The organism is Thermosulfurimonas dismutans (assembly GCF_001652585.1).
In the GTDB taxonomy this organism is placed as follows: Bacteria; Desulfobacterota; Thermodesulfobacteria; order Thermodesulfobacteriales; family Thermodesulfobacteriaceae; genus Thermosulfurimonas; species Thermosulfurimonas dismutans.
On sequence record NZ_LWLG01000004.1, the window covers coordinates 39,813 to 53,811 of the forward strand.

The 13,999-nt window shown below is 48.0% G+C and carries 16 protein-coding genes; 6 read left to right on the forward strand and 10 right to left on the reverse strand.

What is annotated here, in order from left to right; all coding sequences use genetic code 11:
• Positions 1–11: 11 nt before the first annotated feature.
• Positions 12–989: a siroheme decarboxylase subunit alpha gene (ahbA, locus tag TDIS_RS04385; RefSeq protein ID WP_068669719.1), complete on the forward strand. Its 978-nt coding sequence runs from the start codon at positions 12–14 to the stop codon at positions 987–989.
• Here ahbA and TDIS_RS04390 read toward each other — a convergent pair.
• Together TDIS_RS04390 and trpE are read right to left on the reverse strand one after the other, a co-directional pair.
• Positions 952–1,617, reverse strand: a complete 666-nt coding sequence (locus TDIS_RS04390) for an anthranilate synthase component II (RefSeq protein ID WP_068669721.1) — start codon at positions 1,615–1,617, stop codon at positions 952–954. The genes ahbA and TDIS_RS04390 overlap by 38 nt on opposite strands.
• A 3-nt stretch (positions 1,618–1,620) precedes the next feature.
• Positions 1,621–3,105 carry an anthranilate synthase component I gene (gene trpE / locus TDIS_RS04395; protein WP_068669723.1) on the reverse strand — a complete coding sequence of 495 codons (1,485 nt, stop codon included), beginning with the start codon at positions 3,103–3,105 and terminating at the stop codon, positions 1,621–1,623.
• 66 nt (positions 3,106–3,171) lie between these two features.
• Here trpE and TDIS_RS04400 point away from each other — a divergent pair, with 66 nt between their 5' ends.
• The 3 genes from TDIS_RS04400 to hpt are packed head-to-tail and all read left to right on the forward strand — an operon-like array spanning position 3,172 to position 7,037.
• Positions 3,172–4,032, forward strand: a complete 861-nt coding sequence (locus TDIS_RS04400) for a GGDEF domain-containing protein (protein WP_068669724.1) — start codon at positions 3,172–3,174, stop codon at positions 4,030–4,032.
• A gap of 12 nt (positions 4,033–4,044) precedes the next feature.
• The gene (locus tag TDIS_RS04405; protein ID WP_068669726.1) at positions 4,045–6,498 is read left to right on the forward strand and encodes a bifunctional acetate--CoA ligase family protein/GNAT family N-acetyltransferase; all 2,454 of its coding nucleotides are present in this window, start codon (positions 4,045–4,047) and stop codon (positions 6,496–6,498) included.
• An 11-nt stretch (positions 6,499–6,509) separates the two neighbouring features.
• Positions 6,510–7,037, forward strand: a complete 528-nt coding sequence (gene hpt / locus TDIS_RS04410) for a hypoxanthine phosphoribosyltransferase (protein ID WP_068669728.1) — start codon at positions 6,510–6,512, stop codon at positions 7,035–7,037.
• Between the two features lie 42 nt (positions 7,038–7,079).
• Here hpt and TDIS_RS04415 read toward each other — a convergent pair whose 3' ends face one another.
• The 5 genes from TDIS_RS04415 to TDIS_RS04435 are packed head-to-tail and all read right to left on the reverse strand — an operon-like array spanning position 7,080 to position 9,495.
• Positions 7,080–7,259: a hypothetical protein gene (locus TDIS_RS04415; RefSeq protein WP_068669730.1), complete on the reverse strand. Its 180-nt coding sequence runs from the start codon at positions 7,257–7,259 to the stop codon at positions 7,080–7,082.
• Between the two features lie 37 nt (positions 7,260–7,296).
• Positions 7,297–7,662, reverse strand: coding sequence for a hypothetical protein (locus TDIS_RS04420; protein WP_068669732.1), 366 nt, complete (start codon positions 7,660–7,662; stop codon positions 7,297–7,299).
• Positions 7,663–7,686: 24 nt separating this feature from the next.
• Positions 7,687–8,019 (reverse strand): DsrE family protein, encoded by a 333-nt coding sequence (locus TDIS_RS04425; protein WP_068669734.1) that lies wholly within the window; start codon positions 8,017–8,019, stop codon positions 7,687–7,689.
• Positions 8,020–8,041: 22 nt separating this feature from the next.
• Positions 8,042–8,299, reverse strand: a complete 258-nt coding sequence (locus TDIS_RS04430; protein WP_068669736.1) for a sulfurtransferase TusA family protein — start codon at positions 8,297–8,299, stop codon at positions 8,042–8,044.
• Between the two features lie 29 nt (positions 8,300–8,328).
• Positions 8,329–9,495: a YeeE/YedE thiosulfate transporter family protein gene (locus TDIS_RS04435; protein ID WP_068669738.1), complete on the reverse strand. Its 1,167-nt coding sequence runs from the start codon at positions 9,493–9,495 to the stop codon at positions 8,329–8,331.
• A 171-nt stretch (positions 9,496–9,666) separates the two neighbouring features.
• Between TDIS_RS04435 and TDIS_RS04440 the strand changes: the two genes are divergently transcribed.
• Positions 9,667–12,300 carry a M16 family metallopeptidase gene (locus tag TDIS_RS04440; RefSeq protein ID WP_068669740.1) on the forward strand — a complete coding sequence of 878 codons (2,634 nt, stop codon included), beginning with the start codon at positions 9,667–9,669 and terminating at the stop codon, positions 12,298–12,300.
• Here TDIS_RS04440 and TDIS_RS04445 read toward each other — a convergent pair.
• Positions 12,294–12,572, reverse strand: a complete 279-nt coding sequence (locus tag TDIS_RS04445) for a hypothetical protein (protein WP_068669742.1) — start codon at positions 12,570–12,572, stop codon at positions 12,294–12,296. The two genes, TDIS_RS04440 and TDIS_RS04445, sit on opposite strands and share 7 nt — an antisense overlap.
• Positions 12,573–12,590: 18 nt before the next feature.
• Between TDIS_RS04445 and TDIS_RS04450 the strand changes: the two genes are divergently transcribed.
• Positions 12,591–13,211 (forward strand): phosphoribosylanthranilate isomerase, encoded by a 621-nt coding sequence (locus tag TDIS_RS04450; RefSeq protein WP_068669744.1) that lies wholly within the window; start codon positions 12,591–12,593, stop codon positions 13,209–13,211.
• Here TDIS_RS04450 and TDIS_RS04455 read toward each other — a convergent pair.
• Positions 13,208–13,603: a hypothetical protein gene (locus TDIS_RS04455; protein WP_068669746.1), complete on the reverse strand. Its 396-nt coding sequence runs from the start codon at positions 13,601–13,603 to the stop codon at positions 13,208–13,210. The two genes, TDIS_RS04450 and TDIS_RS04455, sit on opposite strands and share 4 nt — an antisense overlap.
• Positions 13,604–13,635: 32 nt before the next feature.
• Positions 13,636–13,977, reverse strand: a complete 342-nt coding sequence (locus TDIS_RS04460; RefSeq protein ID WP_068669748.1) for a hypothetical protein — start codon at positions 13,975–13,977, stop codon at positions 13,636–13,638.
• Between the last annotated feature and the right edge of the window lie 22 nt (positions 13,978–13,999).

The following is a 13,999-nucleotide window of genomic DNA, read 5'->3' on the forward strand; positions in this document are numbered from 1 at the left end:
TAATTAAAGCCATGGAAGCCGAGGATCGCAAGCTTTTAACCCTGGTGCAGAAGGATTTTCCCCTGGTCAAGCGTCCTTATTCGGCTTTGGCCGAGGCTCTCGGGCTTCCGGAAGAAAATATCATCGCCAGGCTCAGGAGACTCACCGAGGCCGGTATCCTACGCCAGATCGGGGCCATATTCAACCCCAAGGCCTTGGGCTACCGGACCACCTTAGTGGCCTTCAGGGTACCGGAAGACAGGGAGGAGGAAGCCGCCCGAGTCATAAGCCAGCATCCGGGGGTGAGTCACAACTATCTACGGGATCACTGTTTCAACTTCTGGTTCACGCTGGCGGTGCCTCCGGGAAAAGACCTTGAAGCGGAAGTAAAAAGACTGGCTGAGGAGGCCGGTGCCGAAGGCTATCTCGTTTTGCCTATCAAACGGGTTTTTCGAATTGCGGTGATTTTCGACCTCGAGGATGGACAGACCGGGGATGGAAATTTCGCCTACGAAGGCGTTTCCGGGAAGCCGGATAAACGGACGATAAAATTGGTCCGGGCCACCCAGGAGCCCCTACCTCTGGCTCCCAGGCCTTTTCTTGAGGTGGCCAGGAAGGCGGAGGTTTCCGAAGAGGAACTTCTTTCCTGGATAAAGGAAATGCTCAAGAAAGGGGTTATGCGTCGATTTGCCGGACTGGTGCGCCATCACCGGGCGGGTTTCAAGGAAAATGTCATGGTGGCCTGGAAGGTGCCGGAATCACGAATAGAAGAGATCGGGCAGGCCCTAGCTCAGGAACCCGGCATCACCCATTGCTACGAAAGACAAAGTTATCCCGAGTGGCCCTATAACCTTTACACTATGCTCCACGCGATAGAAGACGCGGAAGGAAGACTTAAAGAGATCTCGCACAAGTACGAACTTTCTGATTTCGTAGCCCTTAAAACCCTTAAGGAATACAAGAAGATCCGGCTTAAGCTCTTCCTGGAGGAAACCGCAGAAAGTTCCTGAGAATCACCACCCCCTCGGGCAGGTCATCGGAAAGGAAGTCCCAGTCTCGTGGAGGCTTTGATAGGCGTTTCCAGGCGTAAAGCGAAGTCCCAATAGATTCGGGATGGAACTGGACGCCCTCGATAGGATATTCCTTATGCCTTACGCCCATGATCTCGCCGTCCTCAGCCCGGGCGGTGATTTCTAGACAATCGGGAAGGCTTTTCTCCTCGATGGCCAGCGAATGGTAGCGCATGGCCTCGAAGGGGCTGGGCAGGCCCGCAAAGACCCCCCTGCCGTCGTGGGTAATTTCGGAGGTCTTACCGTGCATGAGGCGTTTGGCCGAAACAATACGGCCGCCAAAGGCCTCTCCAATACACTGGTGTCCTAGACAAACCCCCAGAATGGGGACTCTTCCGGCAAAGTGCTTTATCAGGGCCACGGAAATCCCGGCCTTTTTAGGGGTACAAGGTCCCGGAGAAATTATAATATGGGTGGGCTCCAGACCTTCGGCCTTTTTGAGATCTATTTCATCATTTCGAAAGACTAGAATTTCGCTTCCCTGAAAAAGCTTAGCCAACATCACCCCTAGAAGCTGAACCAGGTTGTAAGTGAAGGAATCATAGTTGTCTATGACTAGGAGGCGCATGTTCTAAACCACCCCCTTTTTCACCATCTCCAGGGCCTTCATCATGCCCCGGGCCTTGTTAAGCGTTTCCTCATATTCTCGTTCCGGATCGGAGTCGGCCACAATCCCAGCCCCGGCCTGAAGATAGAGCTGATCTCCCTTCTGGAAAAGGGTCCGAATGGTAATACAAAGGTCCATGTTTCCGGAGAACCCGAAATAACCTACGGCTCCAGCGTAGGGACCGCGTTTGGTAGGCTCGAGTTCTTCGATGATCTCCATAGCCCGGATTTTCGGAGCCCCGGAGACCGTGCCCGCCGGAAAGGCGGCCCGGAAGACATCAAACATGTCCTTGTCCGGAGAAAGTTCTCCCCTTACTCCAGAAACCAAATGCATGACATGGGAATAGCGTTCGATCACCATGAGTTCATACACATCTACACTTCCATAGGTACAAACCCGCCCGAGGTCGTTGCGTCCAAGATCAACCAGCATCAGGTGCTCGGCTCTCTCCTTGGGATCGTGCAGTAGATCCTCGGCCAGGGCTACATCCTCGGTCTCTGTGCGTCCACGGGGACGAGTACCAGCAATGGGACGGGTCTCCACCTGACGATCCTCGACCCGCACCAAGATTTCCGGAGAAGAGCCAATCAAGGTTTCGTCGGCCATTCTCAGGAAAAAGAGATAGGGCGAAGGATTGATTTTTCTCAGGGCCCGGTAAATAGCAAAGGGCGGAAGGTGAGAACGCCCAGAGAAACGCTGGGAGAGGACCACCTGAATGACATCCCCTGCAGCGATGTAGTCCTTAGCCCGTCGGACCATCTCCTTGAATTGTTCCTTTTCGATTTCAGGCCTAAGCTCTACCTCCTCGCGCCCCTCAACCACCGGAGGATAAATCAAAGGCCCCCGCACGCGGGCCACTGTAGCCGCAAGCTCGGCCCGGGCTCGCTCATAAAGGGCCTCCAGAGAAATTCCAGGCTCTATTCGGGCATTATAAATAACCTGAAGGACATGTCGCAGACGATCATAGACCAGAAGGATCTCAGGGAACATGAAATGAAGGTCCGAAAAGCCGGCCGTGTCCGGGGAGAAATCAGGAAGCCTTTCTATGAAACGGATCATGTCGTAGGAGATGAATCCTACCGCCCCTCCGAAGAATCTAGGCAACTCTGGAAGCGAGGCTGGTCGAAAACGAGAGAGGATTTCTTTTAGAGTTTCAAGCGGATCCTGCACCTCACGAGTAGTTTCTCCGTGTCGATCAAGAAGGGTGACCTGCCGCCCCTTAGACCGGAAGACCAGAAATGGATTAAGCCCTATGAAACTGTAACGGGCCCATTTCTCTCCGCCTTCAAGGCTCTCTAGTAAGAAACCATAATGTCCAGTAAAAGCTTTGTAGAAAAGCGAAATCGGCGTCTCGAGATCCACTAAAAGTTCGGTATAAACCGGAACAAGATTGGCCGTTTCAGCAAATCTTACAAACTCTCTTTTCGAAGGGAAAACCTCTGGGAACATTTTCCTCTATTTACTCGCTAATCTAGGTCTTGGCAAGGGCAGGCAAGATGAGTATTTTCTCGAACCATGGATGCCATTTCAGAATTTTTAGAAAAAGAGGCCGAACGGTTGCGAACCTGTTGGACGGCTTTTCTGTCTCCTTTTAAGGACCTAAAACTCCCTTTGCCCCCTATATATGCAGAAGAGTTCTCGCGTGCCGAAAAACTTTCTCCAGAGGAAAAGAAACACGTCCTTGCCAGCCTCCTTGAGGAAACACGGAAAATTCTTTCTTGGCTCTTGGCCCAAAAGGAAATAAGGGAAGCGATAGCGGTTAAAGGTCGTCTTACGGATCTGGAAGAAATTTTAACGCGCATTAAAGAACTAGAAGAGCAGGTCTATTATCTTAGAGAAGAACTCCTAAGAGATGAACTTACCAAACTATGGAACCGTCGAGCCTTGAACATATTTTTCCCAGAAGTCTTAGGCAAAATAGCCCATGGAAAAGAGCTTTACATCATGGTCTTTCTCGACCTTTGCGACTTAAAAAGAATAAACGACTTCTATGGACACAACATCGGAGACCGGATTATCATCCAGGCTGCCAAGAGGCTTAGGGTCTTCACTAAGAGAGTAGATGTTCCGGCAAGGATAGGGGGAGATGAATTCATACTCTTGCTGGCGGCCCATTCTTTAGAACGAGCCGAACCCTTTCTGAAAGAATTAGTCTCCGAACCCATACGTTTGCCTTATAAGGAAGCCGTTATCGAAGCTTTTCTGGCTTGCGGAGCTACAGATATCTTAGGCGAGGACACCTTAGAAAGTTGTCTTCACCGGGCAGATTTAGCCATGTACAGACACAAAATCCAATTAAAAGATTGGTTAAAAAAGGGTAAGAAGGGAGCCTTTCCTTCACCTATTCTTCTGCGAGCCTTATCTAAAAACCTATGACAGAAGCGAACAATGTCGGTATATAACCTAGATTTCTTATTTAAGCCCAAAAGGATCGCAATTTTTGACGTCAAACCCGAGGAATCCTCACTAGGCTCACAAATCTTCAAAAATCTAATCTTACAGGGCTTCAAAGGCGGAGTTTATCCCATAAGTGAGCAAGAAGAGTCCATCTTTGGCATAGAACCCTACCCTGATTTGGCCAGTCTTCCGAGGCCCGTAGACCTAGCCATTCTTGCAGGGGAGCCCGAAAATTGGTGGTCACAATTAAAGGCCTGTGCGGCCAATAATGTCAAAGCCGTCGTCATTTTAGGGCTAGACTTTTCTGCTCGGACCGAAAATCCCTCAGCTTTTATGGAAAAAATAGCCCAGTTTGCCCATGAAAGAAAAATTCGAGTTTTAGGCCCCAATACTTTAGGTTTTATCTGCCCCAGACTCAGGCTGAACGCCAGCTTGTTTCCTGGAAGTCTAACCCCTGGGAACCTGGCCTTCCTTTCAGATAGCGCTACTTTGGCTTACGCCATCTTGGACTGGGCCGAAGAAAAGAAGGTAGGATTCAGTCTCTTTGCTTCGCTGGGAGAGAAAGCGGATGTAGATCTTTCGGATCTGATCGACTATCTAACTTTAGACCCTTACACCAAGGCTATCGTAGCTTATATAAAAAACTTAAAAAGCGGCCGAAAATTTATAAGGGCCGCTCGGGCCTTTGCTCGGAACAAACCCATTGTCGTAGTAAAAGGGAAAAAACTGGGCTCTTCCCAAAATGCAGAAGAGACTTTGTCCCTTCTGGCCCAGGAAAATCTAGTCTATGACGCGGCCTTCAAAAGGGCGGGCGTAGTTCAAGTTGAAGAAATCTTAGAGCTCTTTTATCTGGCCGAGAGTCTTTCCAAACAACCCCGGCCCAAAGGCCCGCGGCTAGTCATAATAAGTAATGCCGGTGGTCCGGCCATGATCGCCGCTGAATACTTGCAACGTCTAGGGGGTACCTTAGCCAGGTTATCTCCTGAAACCACTAAAACTTTGCATGAACTATTGGGCCGTGAAATTCAAAACCCCATTGACTTATTGTCTTCGGCCCCTCCTCACCTCTTTCGAGAAACCCTGAAAACTTGTTTAAAAGATAGCGAAGTAGATGGCGCTCTAGCAATTTTTACTCCCAGCTTAGAAGCCCCGGTAGAAGATTTTGCTTGGTCTATCGTAAGGGCCCACAAAGAAATACATTGGAAACCCGTCTTAGCCAGTCTTATGGGAGAAAATAGGGTCTTGGAGGGTAGGCGAATCTTGGCCAAAGAAGGCATACCCAACTTTGTTAGTCCCACAGAAGCCGTCAAGAGCTTTGTTTATATGTATCGTTACGATCACAATCTCCGTTTAATATCAGAGACTCCGGGGACTATATTAGAAGACTTTTCCCCTGACAAAACCTTGGTTAATAGCATTATTGAGAAGGCTACTAAGGAGAATCGCCTAATCTTAACCTTTGAGGAAGCGGCATCTATTTTACAAGCCTACGGCATAATTGGAAGATATAACAATTTATCGGATATACCCGTCTCTTTCTTTCTAGGCACTACTCGAGACCCCTCCTTTGGAGCTACCATCCTTTTTGGATTGGGGGGCTTTCTTTTGGAGCCGGAGAGAGATTATGCTATTGGCCTTCCGCCCTTAAATCAAACCCTAGCCCGAAGACTTCTTGAGGAAACCAAAATATACTGGCATCTAAAAAAGAACCTAAAGGTTCCCCTCTCTTTTCTGGAGGAACTACTAGTCCGCTTTTCTCATTTAATTGTAGACTTTCCAGAAATTAAGGAAGTATTTATTCCGGCCCTAGAAATATCACGCGATGAGATAAAAGCTCCGAAAGCGGAAATCCTTCTAGACGAAATTGCATTCAAACGAACCGACTTCAAAAAAGGCTATTTTTGCCCTACTCACTTAGCCATTTGTCCCTATCCTTCTCATTTCATTTTTGAAGCCTCTTTAAAGGATGGGACTCCAATCTTTATACGCCCTATTAAACCCGAAGATGAACCTCTTATGGCGGAGCTCTTTTATACTCTTTCGGAAGAAACTATAAGGTTCCGTTTTCACCAGATCAAAAAGAGTATTTCTCATGAGGAACTAGTCCGATACTGCCAAATCGATTACGATCGCGAAATGGCCCTGGTAGCCGTCCAAAAAGAAAATGGCCGAGAGAAAATAATAGGCGTAGTGAGGCTCAACAAATATCCTGACGAAGAAACAGCTGAAATGGCCGTAGTGGTAGGAGATCCGTGGCAGGGCAAAGGCCTAGGCAAGATCCTTTCTGAAAAAATGCTTTCGGTGGCCAGAGATATGTACTTGAAACGCATTCGTATGCACATTTTGAAAGAAAATGAAAAAATGCTCACCCTAGCCCAAAAGTTAGGTTTCAAACCTGTAGATTTAGAAGAAGACATAGTTCGAGTAGAAAAAATCCTAAATTAAGGGGAGTGATTATGGCTGAAAGTTTGAAAATTATACTGTCCCCAGAAGAAATTACTCAACGACTCAAAGAACTCGGAGAAGAAATTTCAAGAGAATACGAGGATAAACCCTTGGTTCTCATCGGCGTTTTAAAGGGGGCTTTCGTTTTCCTGGCCGACCTCATGCGGGTGCTGAGGCTTCCTCAGGTGGAGGTAGATTTTGTGCGTCTCAAAAGTTATGGTTTTTCGGACACCTCTACCGGTGAGGTCCAGATTACCAAAGATGTAGAACTTCCACTCAAGGGAAAACATGTGCTGGTAGTGGAAGATATCGTGGATACAGGATATACCCTAGCCTACTTAAAAGATCACCTACTTCTGCATGAACCGGCTTCGGTGAAAATTTGCTGCTTCATTGATAAGGCCGAAAGAAGACAAATCCCGGTGGAGATTCATTTCAAGGCCTTCGAAATTCCCAAAGGCTTCCTAGTAGGCTACGGACTGGACTACGCTGAAAGATATAGACACCTACCCGGAGTCTATGAAGTCATTAAAAAGTAAAAAAGGCCGGGCCTTTCGCCCGGCCGAATTCGTCTCCTAAACTTACCACCAGCTTATGGTCTTGTCGGCCTCCCAGATCATTTGAATAAGCTTATCGTAGTCGGCGTCATCTTTAGCTTCGTAAAGTTTGAACTCCATAGCCTCATTACCCTCATTAAGTAGGGAGACCAACTTCTGAACCTCTTCATTTGGTTCACTACGATATACATGCAGAATCTTCATTTTCAACCTCCTGGTTCAGAATTTTAGAAAGCCGGAATTAATCCGCGCAGGCTGGAGGCGGAGCATGTTTCTGTTTAGGAAGACCGTAACCAATGATCACATCCGCTTCCTTCAACCTCTGGGCCAGCTCTTCAAGGGTGATAGCCGTGAGGCCAACCTCATCCACATTATATTTTTTGGCTTCCTCATCCATAGTATCTACTACCGCAAAGACATCGCCTTCCATATCGCGGATCCAATCGATGTTCTCCTGAACGTACTCCGTAACCCGAGGCATCTTGTTATAGAAAACACATGTATGGGAATAATGATTTTCTACGGAAAGACCCAGTGTAGAGCGAATGCCATCCCCTATATACATCCGGTTAGCAATCAAAAAATAAACCTTAAGGGATTCCGCCATTTTATCCCTCCTTTTCTGAAATTTTTAAAGCACGAGATACTTACCGCACTCATCCAGGATCTCACCGTGATAGGCCTGCGTCCGCATCTGTTTAGGAGTCATACCGCCGGGGATATCCGTTTCTACATCGAAGCCTTCGCAGGTATAACTATCTGCACAGATAGCCAGATCCGCTTCCGGGATCATCTGAACTAATTTAGGAAAATCCGGTTGTTTGGTGAGATGAACAGCCTTAAAGGTAAAAAAGATTTTGACCTTCTTGCCAGCCCGCTGAGCGGCCTCCACAATTTTCATCAGTTGGGGCATATACTGAGGATTGGTTACAAAAATACCAAGCTTATCGGGATCCTTAGCCATAACTCACCTCCCCCTAAAATTTTTACCCTTTCTTGACGTAAAAGCGAATAAACCCCTGATCCTGCTTTTCGCCGAGATACTCGTGTCCAGCCCGCTCACACCAACCCGGAATGTCGTTCCGAGAACCTGGATCCGTTCCCAGAACCTCTAGGATTTGCCCGGACTGAAGCTTCTGAATGGCCTTCTTGGTCTTCAGAAGGGGCATCGGACAGGAAAGTCCTTTACAATCAATGGTCATGTCAGCCTTGACGTCATCGGGGGCCACTTTAATGTCTGCCATCGTTAAACCTCCTTAGATTTATTTTTATTTTACATTTCGAGAACCAGTTTATTAGTATCCTCATTCCAGTCAATAACGATGTACCAAACAATGACCGCCAAAGCGATCAAAAACAGCGTTCCAGCATATCCCAAGTATTCAGGCATAAAGATAGCCTTACCCAGATAACCACTTTCAATGACCTCATACTCCGCAAAAAGATGTCTTACCAGAGAGTTGGTTAAAGCGAAAAAGATGACCACCACCACCAGCTTGACCTGCCCTTCCGCCACTCGCCAGAGGCTTCCAGAACCACATCCACCAGCCACCACCATAGCGGCCCCGAAAATAAAACCTCCCAAGAGGGCCCCAATGCCGAAGGTGGGGGTAACATAAGCCATCTCAGGCCTAAACTCATTGTATTTCAGGATGGCTATCCCGATGGCCGAAAGAATAAGGCTTATGGCCAAAGCCTTACCCATTACGGCCTCACCAGTCATAAAGGGCTCGCGCAAGGCGTTCACCATACAAAACCGACTCCGATGCATGGTATAACCAATGGCCGCCGTAAGGATCAAGCAACCTCCAAGAGTAGCTCCGTCATCAGCTTCGCTTCCAAAATAGGCCTTAGTGGCCAGTAGCAAGCCAATAAGGGCTATCACTCCCAATATGGGGTTTATCTTTCGGAAGCTGATTTCAAAGCCACCGGCACTCGGAAAATGCTCAAGCTCCCAATAGAGATACTTCACTCCCAAAATGACCCCAAAAATGAGTCCGATCATCATGACCAGGCCATTGGCCGCCAGATTGTTCACCGCCATATAAAAACCACCTACATTACATCCCATGGCCAAGGCCGAACCAATCCCCATGAGGATACCGGCCACTATCGCCTTTATGAACTCAATCTTGGGAGGCACACGGATACCGAATTCTCGGGCCAAAGCAGCCGAAATAAAGGCCCCCCAAACCAAGCCTATGTCCAGAATAGAGGAAGAAAACCAAAGAGGGTGAGGAGGCTCGTCCTCATAAAGCCCCAGGCCGTAAAAGAACCAGTCCGCCCAGTTTCTCAACCCCCCCACGATACCCCAAGGACGATACCAAGTCTCAAGGAGGACCACAAAAAAAGCCAAAAGGATGCCACCCATAAGAGGAGACCAATTCTTAGCACAAAGCCCTTCATACACACCTTTGATCTTTTCCTTTAATACACTCATAAAGCCTCCCTCCCTATCAAGCAGAGTTTGTTTTTTGGGGAGCTAAAACAAGCCTCTATCAAAAATTCAGGCATATGTCAAACGCTATTTTACCCTTGACTTTTACTGATTTGTGCGATTCCATCCTAAAAAATAAAAATCAAATCGGGTAAACTCCTGAGGGAGTGAGCTATGTATACTATACTAGCAAGCATCCTTTTTTACCTTTTGGTCCTTGGAGGTCAGGGTATGGGATTGGAATTGAAACCAGGTGTTCACAAACATACTCTCTCTAACGGTCTTACAGCCATCGTAGAGGAAAATCATCGTGCTCCCGTAGTAGCCGTACAGGTTTGGGTCAAAGTCGGCAGCATCTATGAAGACGAAAAAGTCGCGGGCATTACCCACCTCATCGAACACATGATCTTCAAAGGCACCCAAACCCGTGGCCCGGGAGAAATCGCCAGTACCATCGAAGGCTATGGGGGTTATATCAACGCCTTCACCTCTTATGATTATACTTGCTACTACATCGTAGGGCCTAGAGAAATCTTAGAGGTAGCTCTCGACATTCTTTCGGATGCTCTATTCAACTCTGTCTTCGATCCCAAAGAGCTTGAAAGAGAAAAAGAGGTTGTTCTCGAAGAAATGCGAATGCGGGAAGACCGTCCCATGATCGTCCTCTCAGAGGAAGTCCTCAAAACCGCGTATCAAAAATACCCCTACCGTCGGCCCATTATTGGCTACGAAAGCACTGTCAAAAAGATCACCCGAAGGGACATCCTGGAGTACATCAAGAAATTCTATGTCCCAGAAAATATAGCGGTAGTAGTAGTCGGCGATATAGAATCCGAGAAGGCCTTAGCTCTTATAGAGCAATATTTTGGTAAAGTTCCCCGTAAAAAGCCTCCCAAAACCATTTTCCCAAAGGAACCATACGTAACCAGTCCCCAGTCGGTAGTCGTAAAACGTCCCGTAGAGGAAGGTTATTTTGAAATTGTCCTTCCGGCCCCTCCACTCACGGAAAAAGAGGCCCCTATCATGGATGTAATAGCGGCCCTCCTAGGAGAAGGGCGCTCTTCCCGCCTCTATCTCAAACTCCGCCGAGAACTATCCCTGGTAAACTCTATCGAGGCTTCGGCCTTCACCCCTGCGGGTCCAGGGCTTTTTGAAATTTATGGTACGGCTCCTCCCGAAAACTTACGAGCGGCCATCAAAGAAGCTCTTATAGAGGTTTTCCGTCTCAAATATCAGCCTGTAAGCGAAGAGGAGTTATCCAAGGCCAAGATCCAGGTACTCTCGGACTTTGTTTACGGACGTGAGAGCATGGAAGGCGAGGCCCGCAAACTAGGAACCTTTGAAATGGTTACCGGAGACCCCTTGGCCGCCGATCGATATCTTGAAGCCATCAAACGGATCACCCCAGAGGCCATCCTTCACGCCGCTCAGAAATATTTCAAGCCCGACAAGGTCGTCTCCGGAATCCTAGCCCAAAACGAGAGTCTAGATCCTAAATTGCTGGCTGAAATGGTAAAGGAAGCCGAACTAGCCGCCCAAGGGATCTCCACAGGAGAGATGGCTCCAGTGATACCGCCCACTTATCGCATTTTAAACAATGGCCTTAGGGTCATCATCCTTCCTCTCAAAGATGTCCCCTCGGTAGCCATATCTCTCGTTTTTCCAGGAGGGGTTCGCTATGAAACCCCCGAGACCAATGGTCTTTTCCGAGCGCTTACTACTATCTGGCCCCGGGCTACCCGCAAACACTCTGCGGAGGCCTTAGCCACCCTCATTGAATCCTTGGGAGGCAAAATCACCGGTTTTTCGGGCCGGAATACCTTTGGTCTGGAAGCCACCTTTCTCTCGGAAAATTTTGACCAAGGATTAGATCTCTTTCTCGAAGTATTACTTAAACCGGCCTTCCCGGACAAAGAAATAGAAAAAGCCCGTCCAGAATTGATTTCCGCTCTTCTCCGTCAAGAGGACCAGCCTCTACAGGTGGCCTTAAGGGAATTTTACCGAGTTATGTTTGCACCCCATCCTTATAGCCTGAATGTCTTGGGTTCCAAAGAATTTTTCGAAAAGGTAACCGCCGAAGATCTCCGGCGGGCCTATACCAAATATGTTCGTCCAGATACTGGGGTACTTGCCATTGTAGGAGACGTCAATCCGGAAAAGGTTCTTAGCAAGCTTGAAAAGGCCCTTCGCGACTGGCAAGCTCCTCCCAATCCTACACCCGAAGACCTCCAACCTTCGCCTCTTGAGGCTCCTAGGATTACAACTGTGCCCAAACCTTCGGAACAAACCCATATTCTCTTAGGCTTTAGGACCGGAGGGCTTAACGATCCAGATCGATATGCCCTGGAGGTCCTCAATGCCGTACTCGCTGGACAGGGAGGGCGCCTCTTTCGCAGCCTTAGAGATCAAGAAGCCCTAGCTTATTCCGTAACTTCTTTCCTTACTCTGGGGACCAACACCGGGGCCCTGGCCTTCTACATCGGCTGTGCCCCAGAGAAAAAAGATCAAGCCCTCTCGGGGCTCTGGCGCGAGATCAACAAAATCAAGGAAAGGGGCCTCACCGAAGAAGAACTCTCCCGGGCCAAAAACTGGCTTGTAGGACGTTATGAGACCGAACTCCAGACCAATCTCTCTCAGGCCATGGATCGGGCTTTAAACGAAGCTTTAGGGCTCGGGTTCAACTATTTCTATAGATACATTGAAAACATCAAGAACGTTAAGTTAGAAGAAGTCTTGGCAGCTGCTCGTAAATATTTGGAAGATGAAGCTTATGTTCTAGTGACGCTTGAACCTATAGAATATCAGTAAGGAGCGAAATAGATTCGCAAAAACTCGCCAAAGGCCATTATGACGGCGGCCCACAAAGCGATTTTGACAAAATTTTCTCGGGAAAGTTCCCGTCGCAGGAACTGGCGCAGGAACCATTTAAAAATAAAAGCAAAGGCCAAACCATAGATAAAGGAGGCCAGCAAAAATCTAAAATTTTGTTTAAGGGTGAGTTCCAGGTTTCCAGGATAATAACGCAGGTTGAGGATTAGGAGCAAAATGAAAGGGACGAAATAGTCTTTAATCTTCGCCATATTTTAAAGATATCATAAATGGAGAGCAAAGTAAGGATCAAGATCTGTGGGATCACCAATCTTGAGGACGCCTTGCTCGCAATTGAGCTGGGAGCTTCGGCCCTGGGTTTCATCTTTTATCCCCGAAGTCCCCGCTATATAGAACCCGAGGCCGCCCGCAAGATCATAAGTCAGCTGCCCCCTTTTGTGACCACGGTGGGAGTGTTTGTAAATGAAAGCGAAGATTTCATCCGAAAAGTCCTTTCGGAGGTCGGACTAGACTTAGTGCAACTCCACGGAGACGAATCCCCAGATCTTTGTGCCCGTTTTTTCCCGAAAGCAATCAAAGCTCTAAGAGTACGGAGCCTCGAAGACCTCAAGGCTATATCGGCTTATAAAGGCAAGATCCGAGCTGTGTTGCTTGACACCTATGTAAAAGGAATCCCAGGAGGAACCGGCCAAACCTTTAATTGGGAACTGGCCAAGAAGGCCAAAAAATTCGGGATCCCTGTCATCCTCGCTGGAGGACTCAGACCGGAAAACATCAAGGAAGCCCTCCAAACTGTAAGACCTTTTGCAGTGGATATAAGCTCCGGTGTCGAGGCTTCACCTGGTAAAAAGGACCCGGAGAAACTCCGGGCCCTCTTTGCTGCTATTTAGCAACCTTCCATTCTCATCCTGTGCCAACGTTTATTGTAAGACCTTGCTCCTTTACAAAAGCAGGGGCAATTTTTCTGGTTATTCCAGCCTTTCATGTTCTTACAAAGTTCTTCACCTTTATGTTTCTGACAGTACTCTTCCATCTCCTGCCAAACCTTGGCTCTCACATCCTTCATCTTCTGCCAGTGTTCCCACATCATTTCCATCATCTTCTGACAATTCTTGCTCTTGGGGTTGACCTTTTCACAGTAGTGCCACATGGGACCTACCCAAGAAGGAACACTTTTCTGATAACTCGGCGGGTAAGAGCTCTCCCCTCCCTCCTGAGAAAAAGCCCAGCCGCCTAACATCAAAACCCCCAGCACCAAAAAGATCCCCATGACCTTCTTCATGACACTTACCTCCTTTATGTGTTTGTTACTAACTAATTTATTTTTCTCCCATACCGCCTAAAGGATCTCTTATCCCTTTGGAGTTCCTGAAAGTCCCGGTGGAGTTCCCGGCAATCACGGCGCAACTTTCGAAAATCATGTCTTATTTCCTTTAGGTCGTGACGAATCTCTGCAGGCCTGGTATGCGGATACCTTAGATCCTTTTTCAGTTCCCGATGGTCTTCTCGCAATGCCCGTCGATCTGCACGCAACTCGCGCAAGTCGTGTCTTATTTCCTGCCTATCGTACCTAATCTCCGACCACCAAGCCCTAGCTGCCCCTGCATTTCCCATCAAAAGTCCCCCGACTAAAAGCCAAACCCCAAACCTTTTCATGGTTCACCTCCTGGCCATTTTA